Origin of the sequence: Stutzerimonas kunmingensis (genome assembly GCF_002929225.1) — a bacterium.
GTDB lineage: Bacteria > Pseudomonadota > Gammaproteobacteria > Pseudomonadales > Pseudomonadaceae > Stutzerimonas.
This window is the reverse complement of record NZ_PISM01000018.1, coordinates 266,127-289,016: the sequence shown is the minus strand read 5'-3', so window position 1 is coordinate 289,016 and position 22,890 is coordinate 266,127. Positions and strand designations below refer to the sequence as shown.

Annotated in this window: 25 protein-coding genes; 16 read left to right on the top strand and 9 right to left on the bottom strand. The window is 62.8% G+C overall.

All coding sequences use genetic code 11. From position 1 onward, the window contains the following. The first annotated feature begins 7 nt into the window (after window positions 1-7). The 5 genes from rpsK (at window position 8) to CW305_RS11865 (ending at window position 4,149) form a co-directional block, all read left to right on the top strand. Window positions 8-397: a 30S ribosomal protein S11 gene (gene rpsK / locus CW305_RS11885; RefSeq protein ID WP_003281811.1), complete on the top strand. Its 390-nt coding sequence runs from the start codon at window positions 8-10 to the stop codon at window positions 395-397. A gap of 17 nt (window positions 398-414) precedes the next feature. Beyond that, a complete protein-coding gene (gene rpsD / locus CW305_RS11880; protein WP_003293044.1) occupies window positions 415-1,035 on the top strand; it encodes a 30S ribosomal protein S4 in 621 nt (206 codons plus the stop codon). A 22-nt stretch (window positions 1,036-1,057) separates the two neighbouring features. Then, complete coding sequence (locus tag CW305_RS11875; RefSeq protein ID WP_014821626.1) at window positions 1,058-2,059, top strand: DNA-directed RNA polymerase subunit alpha; 1,002 nt, start codon at window positions 1,058-1,060, stop codon at window positions 2,057-2,059. A gap of 45 nt (window positions 2,060-2,104) precedes the next feature. Further along, window positions 2,105-2,491 (top strand): 50S ribosomal protein L17, encoded by a 387-nt coding sequence (rplQ, locus tag CW305_RS11870; protein ID WP_003304056.1) that lies wholly within the window; start codon window positions 2,105-2,107, stop codon window positions 2,489-2,491. A gap of 197 nt (window positions 2,492-2,688) precedes the next feature. Further along, window positions 2,689-4,149, top strand: a complete 1,461-nt coding sequence (locus CW305_RS11865; protein WP_104097998.1) for a catalase — start codon at window positions 2,689-2,691, stop codon at window positions 4,147-4,149. 69 nt (window positions 4,150-4,218) lie between these two features. On the opposite strand, the gene CW305_RS11860 is transcribed toward CW305_RS11865, so the two are convergent. From CW305_RS11860 to uvrA, 3 genes are all read right to left on the bottom strand, one after another. Continuing rightward, window positions 4,219-5,133, bottom strand: coding sequence for a M14 family zinc carboxypeptidase (locus tag CW305_RS11860; protein WP_281257279.1), 915 nt, complete (start codon window positions 5,131-5,133; stop codon window positions 4,219-4,221). Next, a complete protein-coding gene (locus tag CW305_RS23895; protein ID WP_281257278.1) occupies window positions 5,111-5,350 on the bottom strand; it encodes a M14 family zinc carboxypeptidase in 240 nt (79 codons plus the stop codon). The genes CW305_RS11860 and CW305_RS23895 overlap by 23 nt, the downstream gene beginning before the upstream one ends. Window positions 5,351-5,584: 234 nt before the next feature. Next, window positions 5,585-8,428 (bottom strand): excinuclease ABC subunit UvrA, encoded by a 2,844-nt coding sequence (gene uvrA / locus CW305_RS11855; protein WP_042923776.1) that lies wholly within the window; start codon window positions 8,426-8,428, stop codon window positions 5,585-5,587. Window positions 8,429-8,559: 131 nt separating this feature from the next. On the opposite strand from uvrA, the gene CW305_RS11850 reads away from it, so the two are divergent. The 4 genes from CW305_RS11850 (at window position 8,560) to CW305_RS11835 (ending at window position 12,396) form a co-directional block, all read left to right on the top strand. Then, the gene (locus CW305_RS11850) at window positions 8,560-9,927 is read left to right on the top strand and encodes an MFS transporter (protein WP_104097997.1); all 1,368 of its coding nucleotides are present in this window, start codon (window positions 8,560-8,562) and stop codon (window positions 9,925-9,927) included. Window positions 9,928-10,084: 157 nt separating this feature from the next. Beyond that, complete coding sequence (locus tag CW305_RS11845) at window positions 10,085-10,579, top strand: single-stranded DNA-binding protein (RefSeq protein WP_003304048.1); 495 nt, start codon at window positions 10,085-10,087, stop codon at window positions 10,577-10,579. A 10-nt stretch (window positions 10,580-10,589) separates the two neighbouring features. Further along, window positions 10,590-11,474 carry a sugar nucleotide-binding protein gene (locus tag CW305_RS11840; protein ID WP_044314114.1) on the top strand — a complete coding sequence of 295 codons (885 nt, stop codon included), beginning with the start codon at window positions 10,590-10,592 and terminating at the stop codon, window positions 11,472-11,474. Further along, the gene (locus tag CW305_RS11835; RefSeq protein ID WP_044314115.1) at window positions 11,467-12,396 is read left to right on the top strand and encodes an NAD-dependent epimerase/dehydratase family protein; all 930 of its coding nucleotides are present in this window, start codon (window positions 11,467-11,469) and stop codon (window positions 12,394-12,396) included. The genes CW305_RS11840 and CW305_RS11835 overlap by 8 nt, the downstream gene beginning before the upstream one ends. Window positions 12,397-12,470: 74 nt before the next feature. Here CW305_RS11835 and CW305_RS11830 read toward each other — a convergent pair whose 3' ends face one another. Continuing rightward, window positions 12,471-13,154 (bottom strand): OmpW/AlkL family protein, encoded by a 684-nt coding sequence (locus CW305_RS11830; RefSeq protein WP_014821587.1) that lies wholly within the window; start codon window positions 13,152-13,154, stop codon window positions 12,471-12,473. A gap of 184 nt (window positions 13,155-13,338) precedes the next feature. Between CW305_RS11830 and CW305_RS11825 the strand changes: the two genes are divergently transcribed. From CW305_RS11825 to CW305_RS11800, 6 genes are read left to right on the top strand one after another with little or no spacing between them, the layout of a single operon-like run. Beyond that, window positions 13,339-14,124: a DUF3450 domain-containing protein gene (locus CW305_RS11825; RefSeq protein WP_104097996.1), complete on the top strand. Its 786-nt coding sequence runs from the start codon at window positions 13,339-13,341 to the stop codon at window positions 14,122-14,124. Next, complete coding sequence (locus CW305_RS11820) at window positions 14,121-15,467, top strand: MotA/TolQ/ExbB proton channel family protein (RefSeq protein ID WP_104097995.1); 1,347 nt, start codon at window positions 14,121-14,123, stop codon at window positions 15,465-15,467. The genes CW305_RS11825 and CW305_RS11820 overlap by 4 nt, the downstream gene beginning before the upstream one ends. Next, window positions 15,460-16,005, top strand: a complete 546-nt coding sequence (locus tag CW305_RS11815) for a MotA/TolQ/ExbB proton channel family protein (RefSeq protein WP_003281788.1) — start codon at window positions 15,460-15,462, stop codon at window positions 16,003-16,005. Before CW305_RS11820 ends, CW305_RS11815 begins: the two co-directional genes overlap by 8 nt. Before the next feature lie 11 nt (window positions 16,006-16,016). Next, window positions 16,017-16,430, top strand: a complete 414-nt coding sequence (locus CW305_RS11810) for an ExbD/TolR family protein (protein ID WP_023444691.1) — start codon at window positions 16,017-16,019, stop codon at window positions 16,428-16,430. Continuing rightward, entirely contained in the window at window positions 16,430-17,143 is a 714-nt protein-coding gene (locus tag CW305_RS11805; RefSeq protein WP_014821583.1) for an energy transducer TonB, read from the top strand. Before CW305_RS11810 ends, CW305_RS11805 begins: the two co-directional genes overlap by 1 nt. A 1-nt stretch (window position 17,144) precedes the next feature. Further along, entirely contained in the window at window positions 17,145-18,236 is a 1,092-nt protein-coding gene (locus CW305_RS11800) for a tetratricopeptide repeat protein (RefSeq protein WP_044314118.1), read from the top strand. 34 nt (window positions 18,237-18,270) lie between these two features. On the opposite strand, the gene CW305_RS11795 is transcribed toward CW305_RS11800, so the two are convergent. From CW305_RS11795 to CW305_RS11780, 4 genes are read right to left on the bottom strand one after another with little or no spacing between them, the layout of a single operon-like run. Continuing rightward, window positions 18,271-18,783 carry a DUF3299 domain-containing protein gene (locus CW305_RS11795; RefSeq protein WP_014821581.1) on the bottom strand — a complete coding sequence of 171 codons (513 nt, stop codon included), beginning with the start codon at window positions 18,781-18,783 and terminating at the stop codon, window positions 18,271-18,273. An 8-nt stretch (window positions 18,784-18,791) separates the two neighbouring features. Next, window positions 18,792-20,057: an ABC transporter permease gene (locus tag CW305_RS11790; protein WP_044314119.1), complete on the bottom strand. Its 1,266-nt coding sequence runs from the start codon at window positions 20,055-20,057 to the stop codon at window positions 18,792-18,794. Window positions 20,058-20,060: 3 nt separating this feature from the next. Further along, window positions 20,061-20,768 carry an ABC transporter ATP-binding protein gene (locus CW305_RS11785; protein WP_044314120.1) on the bottom strand — a complete coding sequence of 236 codons (708 nt, stop codon included), beginning with the start codon at window positions 20,766-20,768 and terminating at the stop codon, window positions 20,061-20,063. A 17-nt stretch (window positions 20,769-20,785) separates the two neighbouring features. Further along, window positions 20,786-21,415 carry a DUF2796 domain-containing protein gene (locus CW305_RS11780; protein ID WP_014821578.1) on the bottom strand — a complete coding sequence of 210 codons (630 nt, stop codon included), beginning with the start codon at window positions 21,413-21,415 and terminating at the stop codon, window positions 20,786-20,788. Window positions 21,416-21,510: 95 nt separating this feature from the next. On the opposite strand from CW305_RS11780, the gene CW305_RS11775 reads away from it, so the two are divergent. Next, window positions 21,511-21,861: a hypothetical protein gene (locus CW305_RS11775; RefSeq protein ID WP_044314121.1), complete on the top strand. Its 351-nt coding sequence runs from the start codon at window positions 21,511-21,513 to the stop codon at window positions 21,859-21,861. 26 nt (window positions 21,862-21,887) lie between these two features. Here the strand turns inward: CW305_RS11775 and trxA are convergent, their stop codons facing one another. After that, window positions 21,888-22,757, bottom strand: a complete 870-nt coding sequence (gene trxA / locus CW305_RS11770; RefSeq protein ID WP_044314122.1) for a thioredoxin — start codon at window positions 22,755-22,757, stop codon at window positions 21,888-21,890. Window positions 22,758-22,890: the final 133 nt, after the last annotated feature.

Genomic DNA, 22,890 nt, shown 5'->3' with positions numbered 1-22,890 from the left:
TTTAGTCATGGCAAAACCTGCTGCTCGTCCTCGTAAAAAAGTCAAAAAGACAGTGGTTGATGGCATCGCCCACATCCACGCGTCTTTCAACAACACCATCGTGACCATCACCGATCGTCAGGGCAATGCGTTGTCCTGGGCTACTTCGGGTGGTTCCGGTTTCCGCGGCTCGCGTAAGAGCACTCCGTTCGCTGCCCAGATCGCTGCAGAGCGCGCTGGCCAGGCTGCGCTGGAGTACGGCCTGAAGAACCTCGACGTCAACGTCAAGGGCCCAGGTCCGGGTCGGGAGTCCGCCGTGCGTGCTTTGAACGCATGTGGTTATAAAATCGCCAGCATCACCGACGTGACGCCTATCCCGCATAACGGGTGCCGTCCGCCGAAGAAGCGCCGCGTGTAATCAGGAGACAGTGAAGAATGGCTCGTTATATTGGTCCCAAGTGCAAACTGTCTCGTCGTGAAGGCACCGATCTCTTCCTGAAGAGTGGTGCGCGCGCGCTCGAATCCAAGTGCAATATCGAAACCCCGCCGGGTGTTCACGGTCAGCGTCGCGGACGTCTGTCCGATTACGGCACCCAGCTGCGTGAAAAGCAGAAGGTACGCCGCATCTACGGTGTGCTGGAGCGTCAGTTCAGTGGTTATTACAAGGAAGCAGCCAGCCGTAAGGGCGCTACCGGTGAGAATCTGCTGCAGCTGCTCGAGTGCCGTCTGGACAACGTCGTGTACCGCATGGGCTTCGGCTCTACTCGTGCCGAATCGCGTCAGCTGGTCTCGCACAAGTCAATCAGCGTCAACGGTCAGACCGTGAACATTCCGTCTTACCAGGTCAAGGCCGGTGACGTAGTGGCTGTTCGTGAGAAGTGCCGTAACCAGCTGCGTATCGCCCAGGCCCTCGAACTGTGCGCTCAGCGCGGTCGCGTTGAATGGGTCGAAGTAGATGCCGACAAGAAATCCGGTGTTTTCAAGAATGTTCCGGCTCGCAGCGATCTGTCCGCCGACATCAACGAAAACCTGATTGTCGAGCTCTACTCCAAGTAAGGGCTAGAAAATAGGTGTATCCATGCAGAGTTCGGTAAATGAGTTCCTGACCCCCCGCCATATCGATGTGCAGGTGGTCAGTCCGACCCGTGCCAAGATCACTCTCGAGCCCCTCGAGCGTGGTTTTGGCCACACCCTTGGCAACGCGCTGCGTCGTATTCTGTTGTCCTCCATGCCCGGCTGCGCTGTGGTCGAGGCCGAGATCGACGGTGTGCTCCACGAGTACAGCGCCATCGAGGGCGTGCAGGAAGATGTCATCGAAATCCTGCTCAACCTCAAAGGTATCGCCATCAAGCTGCACGGCCGTGATGAAGTGACCTTGAGCCTGGTGAAGAAGGGCGCGGGCGCTGTTACCGCTGCCGATATCCAGCTGGATCACGATGTCGAAATCGTCAATGGCGATCACCTGATCGCCAATCTGGCGGCCAACGGCTCGCTCAACATGAAGCTCAAGGTCGCTCGCGGCCGCGGTTACGAGCCTGCTGATGCGCGTCAGAGCGATGAAGACGAAAGCCGTAGCATCGGTCGTCTGCAGCTCGACGCCACTTTCAGCCCGGTTCGTCGCGTGGCTTACGTGGTCGAGAATGCTCGTGTCGAGCAGCGCACCAACCTGGACAAACTGGTCATTGACCTGGAAACCAACGGCACCCTGGATCCCGAAGAGGCGATCCGTCGTGCAGCGACCATCCTGCAGCAACAGCTGGCTGCGTTCGTCGACCTCAAGGGCGACAGCGAGCCGGTTGTAATCGAGCAGGAAGACGAGATCGATCCGATCCTGTTGCGTCCGGTTGATGACCTGGAGCTGACCGTACGTTCGGCCAACTGCCTGAAGGCGGAAAACATCTACTACATTGGTGATCTAATTCAGCGCACCGAAGTAGAGCTGTTGAAGACGCCGAATCTGGGCAAGAAGTCCCTGACTGAGATCAAGGACGTTCTGGCTTCGCGTGGTTTGTCCCTCGGTATGCGTCTGGATAACTGGCCGCCGGCAAGTCTCAAGAAGGACGATAAGGCCACTGCCTGATCGCCCCCAGTAACCGAACTGAACGTTTGGTAAGGAATTTCAATCATGCGTCATCGTAAAAGTGGCCGTCACCTGAGCCGCACCAGCGCCCACCGCAAGGCCATGTTTCAAAACATGGCGGTGTCGCTGTTCGAGCACGAACTGATCAAGACCACCCTGCCCAAGGCCAAGGAACTGCGTCGCGTTGCCGAGCCGCTGATCACCCTGGCTAAGGAAGACAGCGTCGCCAACCGTCGTCTGGCTTTCGACCGTACTCGTTCGAAGGCTGCCGTAGGCAAGCTGTTCAACGATCTGGGCAAGCGTTACGCCACCCGTCAGGGCGGCTATCTGCGTATCCTCAAGTGCGGCTTCCGCGCTGGTGACAACGCACCTATGGCTTACGTCGAGCTGGTTGACCGTCCGGTCACTGGTGAAGTGGAAGCCGCCGAGTAAGATTGGTAGCAGCAATTAAAAAACCGAGCCTTTTGGCTCGGTTTTTTTATGCCCAAAGGATTCTGAGAGACTGGCTCTATAAGGGGCGTTGATCTTCATCATTAGTCGCCGTTGCGCTTGCTTCCTATAATGGCATTCAACCAGCAGGTAATTACCAAGTACCCTGGAAGCCTATTGAATACCAAGGAGCTGCAACCATGACTGACAAGCCGAAGCTCACAACCGTTGCCGGTGCGCCGGTATCCGAAAACCAGAACTCCATGACCGCGGGCCGCCGTGGTCCCATGCTGCTTCAGGACGTATGGTTTCTGGAGAAGCTCGCTCATTTCGATCGGGAAGTCATTCCGGAGCGGCGAATGCATGCGAAGGGCTCGGGGGCGTTCGGAGAATTCGTCGTCACCCATGACATCACCCGCTACACCAAAGCCAAGCTGTTTTCCGAGATCGGCAAACGCACTCCACTGTTCGCGCGCTTCTCGACCGTCGCAGGCGAGCGTGGTGCCGCCGATGCCGAGCGCGACATTCGTGGTTACGCCCTGAAGTTCTACACCGAGCAAGGCAACTGGGACATGGTGGGCAATAACACGCCGGTGTTCTTTTTCCGCGATCCACTGAAGTTTCCGGACCTCAACCACGCAGTAAAACGCGATCCGCGCACCAACATGCGCAGCGCGAACAACAACTGGGACTTCTGGACCGGGCTGCCTGAAGCCTTGCACCAGATCACCTATGTCATGGGCGATCGGGGCATTCCGGCGTCGTACCGCCATATGCACGGTTTCGGTTCGCACACCTACAGCTTCATCAGTCCGAACAACGAGCGTTTCTGGGTGAAGTTTCACTTTCGGACCCAGCAGGGCATCAAGAATCTCACCGACGGCGAGGCGGCAGCCATCGTTGCCAATGACCGGGAGAGTTCGCAGCGCGATCTGTTTGAGGCCATCGAGCGTGGCGAATATCCACGTTGGACGATGTATGTGCAGGTAATGCCAGAGGCCGACGCCGCCAAGGTGCCGTACCATCCGTTCGACCTCACCAAGGTCTGGCCGCATGCTGACTACCCGTTGATCGAGGTCGGCTATTACGAACTCAACCGCAATCCCGACAACTACTTCCAGGATGTCGAGCAGGCGGCATTCACGCCGGCGAATGTCGTTCCGGGCATCAGCTTCTCTCCAGACCGTATGTTGCAGGGCCGTCTTTTCTCCTACGGGGATGCGCAACGCTACCGGCTGGGGGTGAATCACCATCAGATTCCAGTCAACGCTCCGCGTTGCCCGGTCCACAGCTACCATCGCGATGGTGCCATGCGCGTAGATGGCAATCAGGGCGGTCGTCTGCATTACGAGCCGAATACCTATGGCGAGTGGCAGGAACAGCCTGACTTCAGCGAGCCACCGCTGGCGCTCGAGGGGGCGGCGGATCGTTACGACTACCGTGCCGACGACGCCGATTACTTCACTCAGCCGGGCAACCTGTTCCGCTTGATGACGGCCGATGAACAGCAGCGGTTGTTCGAAAATACCGCTCGGTCGATGCAGGGAGTGGCGCGTCATATCAAGATTCGCCACATCAACCACTGCCTGAAGGCTGATCCGGCCTACGGAGCAGGTATTGCCGCCGCCCTGGATATTCCGCTGTCGGAAGTGCCGGTATAAGCGATTCGCGGTATCCGCAGGATCGAGAAGCCCGCAGCGAGTGCTGCGGGCTTTCCTGTTTCTTCAGCGCTATTCGTGGGGATTGTTGAGCGGCTTATCGCTCTCCTGTCCGAGTGGCAGAAGGCGATCGGCCTCTGCCGGATCGATCGCCGTCAGGCTACCGTCGGCAGTTGCGACAAGCACGGCCTCAAGCATTTCACGCACATTGTTGCGCAGCATGCCGACAGACTTCTGGCCGCGACTGTTCAATCCGCCGATTTCCATGAGCACGCTGCCGCCCAATGGGCCTGTTTCGCAGGCGGCCAGTCGCTCGGTCCCCAGCAGGCCGTATGCGTTTCGGGCAATGTCTGGATCGCCGCCGCCGCGGCGGACATCGCCGTTGGGGTGCTCATAGTAGTAGTTGGTGATTTCCATGAAGCCAAGCTGCGTGGAGCGCTGCTTCATCACGATTGCCAGGTGCTTCGACAGTGCTACCGCTTCCGGGGCGACATCCGGGTGAGTTGGCCAGGTGATAGAGCCGGTCACCTGGCGGTCCGGGCGGTTCACTTCAGGATCCACATCCTCGAGTACCACGGCAGGGTTCTGATTGTGCACATCTACCAGCCAGATGGGACGGTAACGGTCATAGATGCCGCGTACCGCAACCGCTTCGGGCACCGGGTTCTGCCCCGGGTTGAAGTGCCGCTCGCTGGCCAGGCCTGGATTGCAGCGTATCTGCGTGCTCTTGCTCCAGTCTGTCCAGTGGTAGCGGTTGATGTCGTAGCTAAATTGGCGTTGGCCGTAGGCATTGGTGAAGGCGGTCACGTTGGCGCCGAGGTGCTGATCCAACTTGGCAGGATTCAGGGTGCCATCGGCGCGCAGGCAGTCAGCGCTGGTTTGCGGGGCGCTGAAATCCATGTTGCCGCGACTGAAACGCTCGGCGCCGTCCGGGTTAACCCTCGGCACGATCAGCACCTGCAGATTATCCAGTACCTGGCGGGACAAGGCCCCCGCCCGAGGCAAGGCGTTTTATCAGATTGACCGCCGCTTCGGTGCCGTGCTGTTGGGTTGTGATCATTGCGGCTGGTTTGTCTGAATTACCCAGCCTGGCCAGCCAGATTGGCCGGCCTTCGTTGCTGCTGCCGGCCTGTTCTAGTCGCAGGGCATCCGGGAAGCGTCGTGAAAGTGCGTTGAGCTGATCGTACAGCTGGTTGTTGCTCATGAACGCCTCCAGCGAGACGTTCTGCTCGTTGGTGATCCAAGGGCCGTTGGGTTGGGCGGCAGCGGCGAGACAGGGTAGCAGGCCGGCGCCAAGCAGGCAGGCAGGCAGCAAGCGCAATTCGCATCAGGATTTCTCCTTGTCGGGCTGAGAGTGTCCCGCCCAACTGCCCGGCGGGATCCGTAGTGGACCCCGCTGCGCTTGCGCTTGTTGCCGAAACGGCTGCCGACGCGATGATCAACCCGCCGAGCGGTCGCGCTCGAGTAACGGTTTGAGAAAATGACCGGTATGAGACTGGGCCATGCCTGCCACCTCTTCCGGCGTACCGCAGGCGATAATCTGGCCACCCTTCGAGCCGCCTTCCGGGCCGAGATCCACCAGCCAGTCGGCCGTCTTGATGACGTCGAGGTTGTGCTCGATCACCACGACCGTATTGCCGTGGTCGCGCAGACGGTGCAGTACGTCGAGCAGCTGCTGGATATCGGCGAAATGCAGGCCGGTGGTGGGTTCATCAAGGATGTACAGCGTCTTGCCCGTGTCACGCTTGGACAGCTCGCGGGACAGCTTGACGCGCTGCGCCTCACCGCCAGAGAGGGTCGTCGCGCTCTGCCCCAGCTTGATGTAGGACAGCCCAACATCCATTAGCGTTTGCAGTTTTCGCGCGACGGCCGGCACCGGATCGAAGAATTCGCGGGCTTCCTCGATGGTCATGTCGAGCACTTCGGTGATGCTCTTGCCCTTGTACTTCACCTCCAGCGTTTCGCGGTTGTAGCGCTTGCCCTTGCATACGTCGCAGGGCACGTAGATGTCGGGCAGGAAGTGCATTTCCACCTTGATCACGCCGTCGCCTTGGCAGGCTTCGCAGCGTCCGCCCTTGACGTTGAAAGAGAAGCGGCCCGGACCGTAGCCGCGTGAGCGCGCTTCCGGCACGCCGGCAAACAGCTCGCGAATCGGCGTGAACAGCCCCGTGTAGGTCGCCGGGTTGGAGCGCGGGGTGCGGCCGATCGGGCTCTGATCGATGTCCACCACCTTGTCCAGATGCTGCAGCCCATCGAAGCTGTCGTGCGGGGCTACTTCCAGCGTGGTCGCGCCATTGAGTGCAGTCGCCGTGATCGGGAACAGCGTGTTGTTGATCAGCGTTGATTTGCCCGAGCCCGACACACCGGTGATGCAGGTGAGCAGGCCTACCGGAATCTCCAGGTCGACGTTGCGCAGGTTGTTGCCCCGCGCGCCCTTGAGCTTGAGCAGCATCTTCGGATCACGGCGGGTGCGCTCAGGCCGATAGTTGATCTTTACCCGACCAGAGAGGTACTTGCCGGTCAGCGAATCCGGGTGCGCCATCACCTCGTCAGGTGTGCCTTCAGCGACGATGCGGCCGCCATGTATGCCGGCACCTGGGCCGATGTCTACGACGTAGTCGGCGAGACGGATCGCATCCTCGTCATGCTCCACGACGATCACCGTATTGCCGATGTCGCGCAGGTGGCGAAGGGTGCCCAGCAAGCGTTCGTTGTCGCGCTGATGCAGGCCGATCGAAGGTTCGTCGAGGATGTACATCACCCCAACCAGGCCGGCGCCGATCTGACTGGCCAGGCGAATACGCTGGGCTTCGCCGCCGGACAGGGTGTCGGCGCTGCGATCCAGGGTCAGATAATCCAGGCCGACGTTGACCAGGAACTGCAGGCGTTCGCGGATCTCCTTGAGAATCTTGTCGGCGATCTCGCCGCGTCGTCCGCTGAGCGAGAGGACGCCGAAGTAGTCGGTGGCGTCGCCGATGGGCATGGCCGTGACCGCAGGCAGGGTCTTGTCGCCAACCCACACGTGGCGTGCTTCGCGGCGCAGACGCGTGCCGCGACAGTCCGGGCAGGGCTGGGTGCTGAGGTATTTGGCGAGCTCTTCGCGAACCGAATTGGACTCGGTTTCGCGGTAGCGGCGTTCCAGGTTGGGAACGATGCCTTCGAACGGGTGCGAACGCTTGACGATATCGCCGCGGTCGTTGAGGTAGCGGAACTCGACATTCTCACGGCCGCTGCCGCGCAGGATGGACTTCTGATGATCGGCGGCCAGTGAGTCGAAAGGCTCGTCGAGGCTGAAGCCATAATGCGAGGCCAGTGAGCCGAGCATCTGGAAATAGTAAACGTTGCGCCGGTCCCAGCCGCGTATGGCGCCTTCGGCCAGGGTCAGCTCCCCATTGACCAGGCGCTTGGCGTCGAAGAACTGCTTCACGCCCAGGCCGTCACAGGTGGGGCAGGCGCCGGCTGGGTTGTTGAAGGAGAACAGCTTGGGTTCAAGCTCGCTGATCGAGTGGCCGCAGATCGGGCAGGCGAAGCGTGCGGAGAAGATCATTTCCTCGCTGTCGTCGTCCTCTTCCATGGAGGCGACCAGGGCGATGCCATCGGCCAGCTTGAGCGCCGTTTCGAAGGATTCGGCCAGGCGCTGCTGCAGGTCGCCGCGAACCTTGAAGCGATCCACCACCACGTCGATCGAGTGTTTCTTCTGCTTGTCCAGCTTGGGTAGCTCGTCGAGCTCGTACAGCCGCCCGTTGACGCGGGCGCGCACGAAACCCTGAGCACGCAGTTCGTCGAACACGGCCAGGTGCTCGCCCTTGCGTTCGCGGATGACCGGGGCCAGCAGCATCAGCTTGCGGCCTTCGGGCAGTGCCAGCACCTGGTCGACCATCTGACTGACCGTCTGCGCTTCCAACGGGGCATCGTGATCTGGACAGCGCGGCGTGCCGACCCGCGCATAGAGCAGACGCAGGTAGTCGTAGATCTCGGTGATGGTGCCCACGGTGGAGCGCGGGTTGTGCGAGGTCGATTTCTGCTCGATGGAGATCGCCGGGGAGAGCCCTTCGATGGTGTCGACGTCGGGCTTTTCCATCATCGAGAGGAACTGGCGCGCATACGCCGAAAGCGATTCGACGTAACGGCGCTGGCCTTCTGCGTAGAGAGTGTCGAATGCCAACGATGATTTGCCAGAACCGGACAAGCCGGTGATGACGATCAGCTTGTCGCGCGGCAGGGTGAGGTCGATGTTCTTCAGGTTGTGGGTGCGGGCCCCACGAATCAGAATCTTGTCCAAAACAGCCTCGCGTGGCGGGCGGAAACCCGAAAGTATACGGCCGGGGTGATAGTCGCGGCAAAACCGCGCGCCTGTGCCGAACAGGGTAGGGCTGCTAGAATCGCCGCCGGTTCATACAAGCGAGACCCTCCATGCAGGACCCCTACAGCGAGCGCATGAGCGCCAGCGAAAAACGCGCAGCTTCCGGGCTGGCCCTGGTTTTCGCTTTTCGCATGCTCGGCATGTTCATGGTTTTGCCCGTGCTGGCAACCTACGGCATGGACCTGGAAGGCGCTACGCCGACCCTGATCGGTCTTGCGATAGGTGCCTATGGTTTGACCCAGGCGCTGCTGCAAATTCCCTTCGGTATCCTTTCCGATCGTATTGGTCGCCTGCCGATCATCTATTGCGGCCTGCTGATCTTTGCTGCCGGAGCCGCACTGGCGGCGATGTCGGACAGTATCTGGGGCGTTATCGCCGGGCGCATCCTGCAAGGGGCGGGCGCGATTTCCGCTGCAGTGATGGCGCTGCTCTCGGACCTGACCCGCGAACAGCACCGGACCAAGGCAATGGCGCTGATCGGCGTGAGCATCGGTTTGTCCTTCGCTGTCGCGATGATCGTCGGGCCGTTGCTGACCCGTGCCTTCGGTCTCTCCGGGCTGTTCTGGGTAACCGCCGGCATGGCGTTGCTTGGCGGAGTCATCGTCGCGTTGCTGCCCAAGGCCCAGGCGCATGTGCGCCATCGCGAATCGGGCGTCGCCAAGCAGGCACTCGGCCTGACGCTGCGCCATCCTGATCTGCTGCGCCTGGATTTCAGTATTCTGGCGCTGCACGCGATCCTGATGGCCAGCTTCGTCGCGCTGCCGCTGGCATTGGTCGAGCAGGGCGCATTGCCCAAGGAGGAGCATTGGTGGGTTTACCTCACGGCACTGCTGGTCGGCTTCTTCGGCATGATTCCCTTCATTATTTATGGCGAGAAGAAGCGCCAGATGCGCCGCGTGCTGTTGGGCGCGGTCTCCGCGTTGCTGCTCTGCGAGCTGTTCTTCTGGTGGTTCGGAAATGGCTTGTGGATGCTGGTCGTCGGCATGGTGGGCTTCTTCATCGCGTTCAATCTGCTGGAAGCGTCGCTGCCTTCGTTGATCAGCAAAGTCGCGCCGGCCGGCGGCAAGGGCACCGCGATGGGCGTCTACTCCACCAGTCAGTTTCTCGGTGCCGGTCTCGGTGGCGTGCTGGGCGGCATGCTCTATCAGCAGGGTGGCCTGGCGCTGGTGTTCGCCGGTTGCGCTGCGCTGTGCGCGTTGTGGTTCGTGGTGGCCTTCAGCATGCGCGAACCTCCTTATGTAACGAGCCTGCGCTTGCCGCTTTCGGCCAGAGCGCTGGCCAACGCAGGACTTGGGCGTGACCTGCTACAAGTCGCCGGTGTTAGCGACGTGCTCATCGTTGCCGACGAGGCGGCGGCCTATATCAAGGTCGATACGCAGCAACTGGATCGTGAAGCTCTTGATCGCCTGGTTGCCTGAGGCGCCTGTTCGCGGCTGCATAGTGCCGCGCAACATGAAAGTGCGTCGGTTGGCCGTCAGGGGTGGCTGAGGTAAGATTCGCGGTCATCGGCTTTGCTGGCGGTACAACCGCCATCGGTGAATCCATCCAATTCAATGTTCCAATGAGGAGTTACCCATGGCCAGAGGGGTGAATAAAGTCATCTTGATCGGCAATGTCGGCGGCGACCCGGAAACCCGCTACATGCCCAATGGCAATGCGGTGACCAACATCACGCTGGCAACCACCGATAGCTGGAAGGACAAGCAGACCGGCCAGCTTCAGGAGCGTACCGAGTGGCATCGCGTGGTGTTGTTCGGCAAGGTTGCCGAGATCGCCGGCGAATACCTGCGCAAGGGTTCGCAATGCTACATCGAGGGACGCCTGCAGACCCGCGAGTGGGAGAAGGACGGCGTCAAGCGCTACACCACCGAAATAGTCGTCGACATGAACGGCACCATGCAGCTGCTCGGTGGCCGTGGCGGCAGTTCCGACGATGCGCCGCGTCAGGCTCGCCCGCAGCAGCGTGAGCCGCAGCAGGCGCCGCGTCAGCAGGCCCAGCCGCAGCAGCCCGCTGCGCGGCAGCAGCCGGCACCGGACTACGACAGCTTCGACGACGACATCCCCTTCTAGAGTTATCTGAATGCGAATGCGCCTGATGCTGTTGGGCGGCGGCAATGCCCTGGGCCAGGCGCTCATCCGCCTCGGCGCCGAGGAAGACATAGGCTTCCTCGCGCCGCGACCGCCCGCTCAGGGCTGGGACGCCGCCAGTCTTACCCAGTTGCTCGACGACAACCGTCCGGATGTCGTGGTCAACCTTGCCTACTATTACGACTGGTTTCAGAGCGGACAGCCCAACGAGCCGGCGCTCGCCGCACAGGAGCGTGCGGTCGAGCGGCTCGCCGAACTCTGTCAGCACCATGATTTCGTCCTGTTGCAGCCATCGAGCTACCGGGTATTCGACGGTGCCCGAACCACGGCCTATAGCGAAAAGGACGAAGTGGCGCCGCTGGATGCACGAGGCAGGGCGCTTTGGCGCATCGAGCAGAGTGTGCGTTCGCTATGCCCGCGACATGTCCTGCTGCGTTTTGGCTGGTTGCTCGATGACAGTCGGGACGGTGTTCTAGGGCGCGTGCTGCAACGACTCGAGCAGAGCGAGGCGATACTGCTGGCGGATGACCGGCGCGGCAATCCGACACCTGTCGACGATGCCGCGCGTGTGATCCTTGCGGTATTGAAGCAGCTCGACTGCCAGGCTCCGCTGTGGGGTACCTATCACTACGGCGGACATGAGGCTTCCACCCCGTTGCTGGTCGCCCAGGCGTTGCTCGGCGAGGCCGGCAAGTATCGCGACGTCACAACGGCGAATCTGACGGCCGTGGCGCATGCCGCCTGTTCGGATGCCGCAGCCGAGCCGCAGCACGGCGTACTCGCCTGCAAGAAGATTTTTACCACTTTCGGCATCAAGCCTCGCGCCTGGCGCACCGGGTTGCCGAACCTGTTGGAGCGTTACTACCGTCATGGCTGATGCCCCGATTCTGGTCACCGGCGGTGCCGGGTTCATTGGATCGAACCTGGTCGATGCGTTGCTGGCGCGCGGCTATGCCGTTCGTGTGCTGGACAATCTCTCGACCGGCAAGCGCGAAAACCTGCCGCAAGATACACGCGTCGAGCTGATAGTCGGCGATGTCGCCGATGCCGATTGCGTGCGTCGTGCGGTGCAGGGATGTCGGGCGGTGGTGCATCTGGCCGCGGTGGCGTCGGTGCAGGCGTCGGTGGATGATCCATTCCGTACGCACCAGAGCAACCTGATTGGCACGCTGAATCTGTGCGAGGCGATGCGCGAGGCGGGTGTGAAACGTGTGCTGTTCGCCTCGAGTGCGGCGGTCTATGGCAACAATGGCGAAGGCCAAGCCATCGACGAAGAGACGCCGATGGCGCCCCTGACACCCTATGCCGCGGACAAGCTAGCCAGCGAGCACTACCTGGATTTCTATCGGCGCCAGCATGGTCTGGAGCCGGTGGTGTTCCGTTTCTTCAATATCTTCGGGCCGCGGCAGGATCCATCGTCACCGTATTCCGGTGTGATCAGCATCTTCACCGAGCGGGCGCAGAAGGGTTTGCCGATTGCGGTGTTCGGCGATGGCGAGCAGACGCGCGATTTTCTCTACGTTGCCGATCTGGTCGAGGTGTTGGTGCAGGCGCTGGAGTCGCCCGAGGCAGTGGAGGGCGCGGTGAATGTTGGGCTGAATCAGGCCACTTCTCTGAATCAGCTGCTAGCGGCCATCGGTGACGTGTTGGGCGGGCTTCCCGAGGTGAGCTATCAGGCCGCGCGGCCGGGGGATATTCGACATTCGCGGGCGAATAATGCCCGGCTAGTGCAGCGCTATCGTCTGCCGGAACCGCCGACCGGCATGCGGGAAGGGTTGGCGAAGCTGTTGGGTTTGTAGGTTGCAAACTCTGAAAGCACAAAAGGCGCCCTAGGCGCCTTTTGTCTGTCTGCGATCCGGCTGGGCCGGTTACGTCAGAACTTGTAGCCGAGACCGACCATGTAGACGAAGGGGTCGACGTCTACGTCGACTTTGACTTTGTCGCCAGCCAAGTAAGTGGTGCCGGTCGTGTCGATGTCGATATAGCGAAGCTGAGCGTTCAGCATGATGTTGTCGGTCAGCATATAGTCCATGCCAACTTGAGCGGCCAGGCCCCAAGAGTCCTTCATGTCCAGTCCGCTAAAACCTTTGTCTTCGGCGCTGCTGCTCAGTTCGGTGTCGAAGAACCAAGTGTAGTTGATGCCGGCACCGACATAAGGCTGGAACGCTGAGGTCTTGTCCAGCGGGTAGTAGATAACGCTGAGGGTCGGCGGCAGGTGCTTGAGGCTGCCCAGCTTGCCGTTCAGGCCTGCATATGGTCCTGGCATTCCCTTCACGCCAACGTCGTGACTGAAAGGAGTTGCGGCCAACAGTTCAATACCCACCTTGTCGGTGACCATGTAGGCGAAGTTCAGGCCCAGCTGAGTATTGCTGTCCAGCGTAGCTTTGGAGCCAGCGACGTCGCCGAGAACGGCATGGTTGATGTCACTGCTATCTTCGTGCGGATCAACGGTAATAGCACCAGCGCGAACGATGATGTCCCCGGCTTCGAAAGCCTGGGCGAAGGGTGCGGCCAGCGCCAGGGCCAGCGCGGAAGCGGTGAACAGGGTCTTGCGCATGATGATGCTCCGTTTGTTGGAATGCGATTGGGCGCCATGGTAGGTGCTGAGCGCTGGGGCTTTTTGATCCAGCTCAATGAAAAACGCCGCCTCGACTGCGACGAAACGCCCGGGTTGCTTTGCGTCAACTCACAGATGATAATGTTTCTCTTTTGAGTTAACGACCGTCTGCAAGGACCCTTCAATGCCTTCCTTCTTTCCCCGCCTGCTGGCGGTTGCCGTGCTGCCGTGCTGTTTTCAGCTTTATGCCGGGTCGCTGTCCGCGGCACCGCTGGATGCTGCGCTGGATGAGAGTGAGCGCTTGTCTGCGGAGGCGAAGGCCTCGCAAGCGCGGATCGACCAGCTCGACGACGCCACTCGCGAGATGCTCAACGAGTACCGCAGTGCTTTGCAGCAGACCGAAGCGCTGAAGGCCTACAACAAGCAGTTGCAGGAGCTGACCGCAGCGCAGAGCAAGGAACTTGTGGGCTTTCAGCGCCAGCTGGACAGCATCGAGCGCACCCAGGAAGCAGTAACGCCGCAGATGAGCCGTATGGTCGAGGTGCTGGGGGAATTCATCGCGGCCGATCTGCCGTTCCTCCCCGATGAGCGTGCCGATCGTCTGGCCGGCCTGCAGGACCTACTGCCACGCGCCGACGTCAGCCTGGCGGAAAAGTACCGGCGCATCCTCGAGGCCTATCAGATCGAAAGCGACTACGGCCGCACGCTGGAAGCCTGGCGTGGCGAGCTGCCGGGCGACGCGGAGTCACGCAGCGTCGAATTCCTGCGGCTCGGTCGAGTGATGCTCTATTACCAGACTCTCGATGCTCACGAGAGCGGCTGGTGGAATCCGCAGACTCGCGCCTGGGAAGTGCTCGACGGCAGCGCCCGCCGACCGCTTACGCAGGCCATCGCCATCGCCCGTCAGCAACAGGCTCCGGCCTACCTGCAATTGCCCGTGAAGACCCTGGCCGAGGAGGCCGCGCAATGAGCCGTCTGTTTTCCCTCCTTCTTGTCGCGCTGTTGCCCCTCACGGCTCATTCGGCAGAACCGCTCAGTCCCGACCAGCTGCTCGAGCGCATTCGCAGCGACCGTGCCGCCGAGGTAAGCGCCATGAAGGCCCGCGAGCAGGCCTTCGTTCGTGATCGTGGCGAGCAGCAGCAACTGCTTTCACGTGCCCGTGCCGCACTGGCCGAGCAGAAGGCCGTGGCCGAACGCCTGAAGGCCGACTTCGATCGCCAGGAGGCCGAGCTGGCCGAGCAGGAAAAACTCCTGGCGCAGCGTGTTGGCCATCTGGGTGAGCTGTTCGGCGTCGTGCGCCAGAGTGCAGGTGGCATCGTTGGCCAGTGGCAGGACAGTCTGCTCAACGCTCAGTATCCCGAGCGCCTGACCCAGCTGCGCAGCCTGGCGGAAAGCCGCGCGCTGCCGTCGGCCGATGACCTCGATGCGTTCTGGATGACCCTGCTGGAAGACCTGGCGGCCAGCGGCCGCGTCGAGCGCGTACAGCTGCCGGTGGTGGGCACCGATGGCGCGCGCAGCGAGCAGCCGGTACTGCGGGTCGGCAGCTTTTCCGCATTCACCGACGAGGCCTTCCTGCGCTACGACGCCGATGCCGGCGAGCTGCTGGTACCGACACGCCAGCCGTCCGGTCAGGGTTTGATCGAAGACTATCTGAGCAGCTCCGATGCGCTGGCTACATTGCCGGTGGATCCGGGCCGCGGCACGCTGATCGCCCAGCTGCAACGCCAGCCGGACCTGTGGGATCGCGTCAAGCAAGGCGGTCTGGTCGGCGGCGTCATTCTGGTGCTCGGTGCCGTCGGCCTGCTGCTGGCGATCTGGCGCATGGTGTATCTGGGTGGCGTCGGTCGCAAGGTGGGCAGCCAGATGCGCGAGCTGAACCAGCCGCGCGACGACAATCCGCTCGGCCGCATCATAGGCGTGCTGGGGCCGAAGCCACAGTTGTCGGATCTGGAGACCCTCGAGCTCAAGCTGGACGAGGCGATCCTCCAAGAAACTCCGCCACTGGAGCGCGGTCAGCCGCTGCTCAAGCTGCTGGCAGCCGTTGCACCGCTGCTCGGCCTGCTGGGCACCGTGACCGGCATGATCATCACTTTCCAGGCCATCACCCAGAGCGGTGGCGGCGACTCGCGGCTGATGGCCGACGGTATCTCCCAGGCGCTGGTAACCACGGTGCTGGGCCTGGTGGTAGCGATTCCGCTGCTGTTCCTGCACAGCCTGCTGGCCAGCCGTAGCAAGGCGCTGATCCAGTTGCTGGAGCAGCAGAGCGCCGGCCTCATCGCGCTGCACCTGTCGGGGGCGCCACGCCGTGACTGATTTGCGCGCCCACTGGCTGGGTCTGGTCGACAGCGGTCATGCGCTGCTCGACTTCATGGCTGCGGGCGGCGTGGTGATGTGGGCGCTGGCCGGCCTGTGCGTGCTGTATTGGACGCTGGTTTTCGAGCGTCTGTGGTTCATGCGGCGGGTCTTCCCGCACTGGGTCGAATCGCGTCGGCAGGCCTGGGCGCAGATGGCCGATGAGCCTGGTAGCTGGCAGCGTGCGGTGCGTTCGGCCTGGCTGGCGCAGGCTCAGCAGCAGTTGTCCGGACCGCTACGGCTGAGCAAGACTCTGGTGGCGATGTATCCGCTGCTTGGCTTGCTCGGTACGGTCAGCGGCATGATCGCGGTTTTCGACGTGCTGGCGCTCAGTGGCTCCGGCAACCCACGCGGCATGGCCGCGGGTGTCTGGCAGGCGACCCTGCCGACCATGGCCGGCATGGTGCTGGCCATTACAGGATTGTTCAGTCTGGCGCGCCTAGAGCGAATCGCGCGCCAGTCTCTCGACCGGCTGGCTGACCAGCTGCGTCACGACTGAGGATTAGCGGGATGCGTATGCGCCGTCATCATTACCAGCAGGAAGAAGATACCGGCATCGATCTTACGCCGATGCTCGATGTTGTCTTTATCATGCTGATCTTCTTCATCGTCACCAGCTCCTTCATCAAGGAATCCGGTGTCGAAGTCCAGCGCCCGCAGGCGGACACCGCCAGCACCCAGGACAAGGGCAATATCCTCATCGCCGTCACGGCCGATGGCCAGGTCTGGATCGACAAGCAGGTGGTTGACGTACGCAGTGTGCGGGCGCATGTCGAGCGTCTGCGCGTGGATCAGCCGGAGGGCGCGGTGGTCGTCCAGGCTGACCAGGATGCGCGCACCGGCCTGGTGGTGCAGGTCATGGACCAGGCGCGTCAGGCCGGCGTGCAAGACGTTGCACTGGCCGCCAGCACGGGGTCGCGCTGATGCAACCGCGGCTGGTCCGTTTCAGTCTGGCCTTCATCGCCGCCTGTGTGGTGGCGTTGCTGCTGTTCGCCCTGATGCTGAGCATGGTCAATCCCCCGCGCAGCAAGATTGAGGAAGATCCATTGGCGATTGCCAATTTCGTGCGCATGGATGGGCGCAACGAGGACACCGCCACGCGCTCACGTCAGCAGGCGCCACAGCCGCCGCAGCCGAAGACGCCGCAACCGCCGACGCCACCGACGCCGAATATGGCGACGCCAGACGCCAATCTGCCCAAGCTCGACCTCGACCTGCCGAACATCGACGCAGGCGTATCGGTCGCCACCGCTCCGGCGCCCAGTCTGTCCGGCCTGACGGCGGCACAGAGTGCCCCGGCCGCGGCGCCAGCGCCGGCCAGTGCGGCAGTCGAAGCGGCGGGCAAGCCCGGCGGCCCGGAGCAGGAAGTGATGCCGCTCAATGATGTACGTCCGGAGTATCCCTACCGTGCGCGGCAACAGGGCATCGAAGGGCATATCAAACTGGCGTTCACCATCAACCCGCAGGGGCGGGTGGAGAACATCCGCGTGCTGGAAGCCTCGCCTCGTAACGTGTTCGATCGCGAGGCCCGGCGCGCGGCGGCCCGCTGGCGTTTCGCGCCGCGTACCGAAAACGGTGCACCGGTATCCCGTGAAGCCGTGAAAACCCTGCACTTCCGCCTGCAAGGAGAACGCTGAGATGCTTCGTTTGCTGCTCGTGCTGTCGCTTTTTCTCTCCGCTTCGGCCCAGGCCGCCCAGGCCATCGACCCCGCGGTGTTCATGGCGCTCGAGCGAGCGCAGACCGCGCAGAGCAAGGGCGACTATGCCACTGCGCGCAAGGCGCTGGAGGGCGTCAGCGCCAAGGCCGGTAGCGGTGAAGAGGCGTTGCTCTGGCGCAGTCGCGGCTATCTGGCCTGGGCCGAAGGCAATAATCGCCAGGCGCTGGAATGGCTGGACAAGGCAGTGGCCAGCGGCAAGCTGGACGAAGAGCTGCTGGCCGGCGAGCGGATGAACCTTGCGCGGCTGAACCTGGTCGAGGGTCGCTACGCCAAGGTGGTCAGCCTGCTGGGATCGGCTAATCAGGGCAACGAAGAAGTGCTGCAGATGCTGGTGCAGGCTTACCAGGGCCTCGGTCAGCATGCCAAGGCGCTGCCGCTGGCCGAGCGTTATGTGCAGGCGAACCCGAAGGCGGGCGATACCTGGCTGCAGTTCCTGGTTGCCGGCAACGCCGAGCTCAAGCGCTATCAGGCTGCCGAACGCTGGCAACAAAAGCTGCTGTTGCGCCACCCCGATCAGGTCAAGGCCTGGCGGCAGCTGGCCGGCCTGCAGCAGATGGCCGGCGCTGAAGATCGCGCGCTGGCGACGCTGCGCACTGCGCACGCGAAGGGCTTGCGCTTCAGTGAGGCGGAGCTGGACAACCTGGTCGCTCTCGCTAGTGCCGCTGGGCAGCCATGGCAAGGCGCCAAACTGCTCGAAGGTATGCTGGCGTCACGCTTGCTGCCGAGCAATGCCAGTCGCCAGGAGCGCATGGGCATGCTCTGGTGGCAGGCCCGCGAGCGCACCGAGGCCGCGAAGATCTATCGCCAGCTGGCGACTCAGACCGGCAGCGCGAAGTTCTGGATGAATGTGGCGCAGCTCGAGCTGGAACAGGCTCGTTGGCAGGCCGGGCTTGACGCGTTGAAGCAGGCCGAGCGGGCCGGCGCCGAGCGTCGTCGCGTGCGCGAATGGCGCGAGTGGGCGGAAGGTGAGCTCAGTTTCGAGCGTGAGAAGCAGATCGCCAGCGCGCACTGATCGAGCTGGCAGAACGTAACCTGCCGGCTGGTGATTACTGCAATTCGTAGGGATAGATCTTCTGTGCCTGCATGCGATAACCAGCCTCCGCCAGCTCGCTGCTGGCGTGTTCCACCCTCAGCGGCCCCTCGATCCAGAAGGGTTCATATAGCGCTTCCACCCGCACGCCCAGCTCGCTGGTGGCATGCACGATCTGGTTGGATGGCGGCGGGGGCACATGAATGCAGGCGCCGAAGTAGGGCACCAGCAGGAATTCGATGACGCGCCCTTCCTCGGTCATGTCCAGCGGCACGATATACCCCGGCAGCTTCACCATCTGCCCATCGAGCGCTTCGACCACTGGCGCGGCCGGCGACTGTTGTGCGGCAGCCGGCCCAGCCTCGGCAGCGAGTGCATCGGCCAGCTGCGACATGTCATGCATGGCCATTGGCGGCGGTGGTGGCGGCGCGCCCTCGGGAATCAGCTCCGACCACTGTAGATCGCGGACGTCATCGGCATGGGCAGAGACTGCACAGGCCAGTAGCAGAGCAAGCAGCAGGCGCGACATCGGGTTCCTCACAGTCGAATCGACAGGCCATCGGCCAGCGATTGGCGATAGGCCCGCCAGGCCGGCACGCTGCCCATCAGCAGTGCCGCCAGCAGAATAGCGCCGAGCAGTCCCCACTCATAGGCGCTCGGCCAGGCCAGCGGCAGATAAAGGCCGTAGAGGCTCTGCAGCGGCGACTGCGCGATCGCGATGCCGATATACAGCAGGGCCAGCCCCAGCAGCGTGCCCGCGAGGGCGAGGCCGAACGCCTCGATGATCAATAGCGCGGCGATATGCCAGGGGCGAGCACCCACCGAGCGCAGGATCGCCATCTCCCGGCGTCGCTCGTTGAGGCTGGTGAGGATCGCCGTGAGCATGCCGATCAGGCCGGTCAGCACGACGAACAGCGAGACCACGAACAGCGCCTTCTCGGCCGTGCCCATCAGGCTCCAGAGCTCCTGAAGGGCGACGCCGGGCAGGATCGCCAGCAGCGGCTCGCCGCGGTACTGGTTGATTTCCCGTTGCAGGGTGAAGGTGGCGACCTTGCTGTTCAGACCGAGCAGGACCGCAGTGATCTGCTGCGGCTGGAGATCGAGTGCCCGCGCTTGCTCGGCGTCGATACGCGCGGCGCCGCGGGCTGGCATGCCGTTCTGCCAGTCGACATGCAGCGCTTCCATGCCGGCCAGGCTGATGTGCAGGGTACGGTCGACCGGCGTGCCGGTGCGCTGCAGCACGCCGACCACGCGGAACGGTTTGTCATCGTGCTGTACAAGGCTGACACGCGCTACGCCATGGGCGAGGACGATGCTGTCGTCGAGTTTGTAGCCCAGTGCACTGGCCACTTCCGCGCCAAGCACGACCTCGAAAGGATCGCTTTCGAAGGCGCGGCCTTCGGCCAGTTGCAGCGGCTGTTTGCGGCCGTAGCGGTAATGCTCGAAATAGGCCGTGTTGGTGCCCATTACGCGATAGCCACGATGGGAGTCGCCCAGGGAAATCGGAATCGCCCAAGCGACCCGCGGGTGTTCGGCGAAGCGCTGGTAGCTGTCCCAACGGATGTTGTTGGTCGCATTGCCGATGCGGAAGACCGAGTACAGCAACAGATTGACCGAGCCGGAGCGCGCACCGACCACCAGATCGGTGCCGCTAATGGTGCTGGCGAAGCTGGCGCGGGTTTCGTTGCGCACCCGTTCGACGGCGAGCAGCAGGCACACCGAGAGGGCGATGGAGAACACGGTCAGCAGGGCGGTGAAGCGCCGATTGTTCAGGCTCGCCAGGGCCAGGCGCAGGAGATACATCGCTCAGCACTCCACTGCGCGCGTCGCGCGATTGAGCTCGGCCAGCGACAAGCTGCGGTCGAACAGTGGCGCCAGGCTCTGGTCATGGCTGACGAACAGCAGGCTCGCGCCGGCTGCGCGGCACTCGGAGAACAGCAGCTGCAGAAAGACTTCGCGGCTATCCGCATCCAGCGCCGAGGTCGGCTCGTCGGCGATGACCAGCTCCGGCTGGCCGATCAGTGCGCGGGCAGCGGCGACGCGTTGCTGCTGGCCGATGGAGAGCGCATCGGCACGACGCTCGAACATCCCCGGGGGCAGTCCCAGATGCTCCAGCAGGCTCGCCGCCGCGGCATCCGTACTGCCGTGGCGCTTGCGCGCACGTTCGGCACGCAGCGGCGAAAAATGGCAGGGCAGGCCGACGTTCTCGCGTACCGAAAGAAAAGGCAGCAGGTTGAACTGCTGGAAGATGTAGCCGGTGTGATCGACGCGGAAGCGGTCACGGGCACCGGCCGACAGGCTGCCGAGGTCGCGGTCGAGCAGGCGGATACTGCCGCGGCCGGCCTTTTGCACACCGCCGATCAGGCCGAGCAGGGTGGTCTTGCCGCTGCCCGACGGGCCCTTGAGGAACAGGCTTTCGCCGCGTTCGAGGCGAAACGTGGGAATGTCCAGCAGCTCGGCCTGGCGGGGCCAGGCGAAGCCGAGGTTGTCGATTGCGAGGAGTGGAGCGCTCATCGGGGTCCCGTGCTGGTTCAGAAGGGCAATTGCGCGCGGGCCGGCGTCAGTTCCGTGCCCTGCTGGCCGCTCGGGCCGATCAGTTGTACCTGAATCTTTTCCGTGCCGGGAAAGCTTTCGAACAGCCGTGTGAGATCCAGTGCGCGCAGCGCCTCTGGGTTGCTGCAGTCGAGTTGGTAGTGCGCTTCGATGTCGCTGTGGCCACCGGCTTCGTGGTCGTCGTGGTCGTGCTTATCCTCCTGCTTGTGTTCGTGATCATCGCCGCGCTGATAGCCCGCATGGGCCGAGCCGAGCAGTTCGCCGGCAAACTGCTGCTCACTGACGCTGCAACCTGCCGCCGCCGGGAGGCCGAACAGGGCCAGAGGTTGTTCCAGTTGCGAGCGTACGCTGGCGATCTTCGCCTCATCTGCTGCGCTGGCAGCAGCGTGCTCGAAACCGAGCAGGTTCATCGCCGGGCTGATCAGCTCCAGCTCCAGCTGATTGCCATCCAGTGCCGCATTCAGGCGCGCCGCGCCATGCTCATGCGCACCCAGGCTGGTGGCGCCTTCGTGTTCATGGTGATGATCGTCTTCATGTGCTTGGCTGTAGCTCAGGGGCAGCAGAAGCATAGGCACGGCAAAAAGTAGGTGGCGCATGGTCGGCTCCATCGAAAGGGGTTCGTTACGTTATAACAACTTTGCCGTGCGGCTGGCCAGTCCGCTGCCTTCATGTGAGGATGAACGCATAGCTCTGGAGGGACAGCATGATTCGAATCCGCGGACGCATAGGAGATTGGCCGGTCGATCTTGAAATCGAGCTGGACGCCCAGGACTGGATGAACCTGACCCGTAGCGTCGGCACCGATGAGGCTGCGGTGGGTGGCGTCCAGGCGCCTGCGACGCCACCTGGCGATGCCCTGTGGCACAGTGCGCGGGAGCGACTGCGCTGCGCCGGCAAACTGGACGGCCCGGAATTGCTCGCCGAACTGGAAGCGCTCGCCGGCAATGCGTTGCTGGCCAAGCGGCTGCTGGTGCGCTTGCGTCACTGTGACGAGGTGAAGGTCGAGCACGGCGCCGACTCGGCTTGCTATCACTGGGTCGGCGCGCCTTCCTGATGGGCGCGCCGGAGGTTTGCCCGCGATCAGTAGATCGCCTGGTAAAGCTTGCGGCGGTACAGCGTCACCAGCGGGTGGTCATTACCCAGCAGATCGAAAACCTGTAGCAGCGTCTTGTGCGGCTGCCCATCGGCGTACCCGCGGTTGCGCACGAACAGCTTGAGCAGGCCGTCGAGCGCCGCCTCGTATTGCTGGCGAGCCAGTTGCTGGATGGCCAGCTGATACGCCGCTTCATCGTCCTCGCCATTCTGCGCCAGGCGACTCTTCAAGGTGGCGACTTCCGGCAGGTCGTTGGCCTGGCGCAGAAACGTCAGCTGAGCACGGGCGCCGGCCAGAACCTGCTTGTGCTCATCGCCTTTTACCGCGTTGAGCACCGTTTCCGCTTCGCCCAGTTCTCCGCGCTCGGCCAGGCAGCGGGCATAAAGAATCAGCCCGGCAGCGTTCTCGTTGTCTTCACTCAGCAGCTGCTGCAGCTGCGCCTCGGCCTCGGCGAAACGGCCTTCGGCGAAGGCGGCCTGCGCGCTTTCCAGCAGGTTGCCCTGCGGCGTCGCCGGAGCCTGCACGTGGGGCTCGAGCATGGCGCGAATCGCCGATTCGGGCTGCGCACCGGCGAAACCGTCCACTGGTTGACCATCCTTGAACAACACCACGGTTGGCAGGCTGCGGATGCCGAAACGGGCGACGACCTCCTGTTCGATGTCGCAGTTGACCTTGGCCAGCAGCAGCTCACCCTGATACTCCTCGGCGATCTTCGCCAGTAACGGCATCAGGGCCTTGCACGGCGCGCACCATTCGGCCCAGAAATCCACCAGTACCGGCTTGTGAAACGAGTTCTCGAGCACCAGCTGTTCGAAGCTGGCGGTGGTGACATCGAAGATATAGGGCGTCTGGCTCATCGGGATTCTCGTGGGCACGAATGACAGGAAAGGCGTGCATGGTATGTGGGGGCGCCCGCCACGGGAAGCAAGGGCTCGCATGCCCGCGGCCATTGGTCTATGGTTGCGCCCGCCGGATGGCACGGCTCTTTGC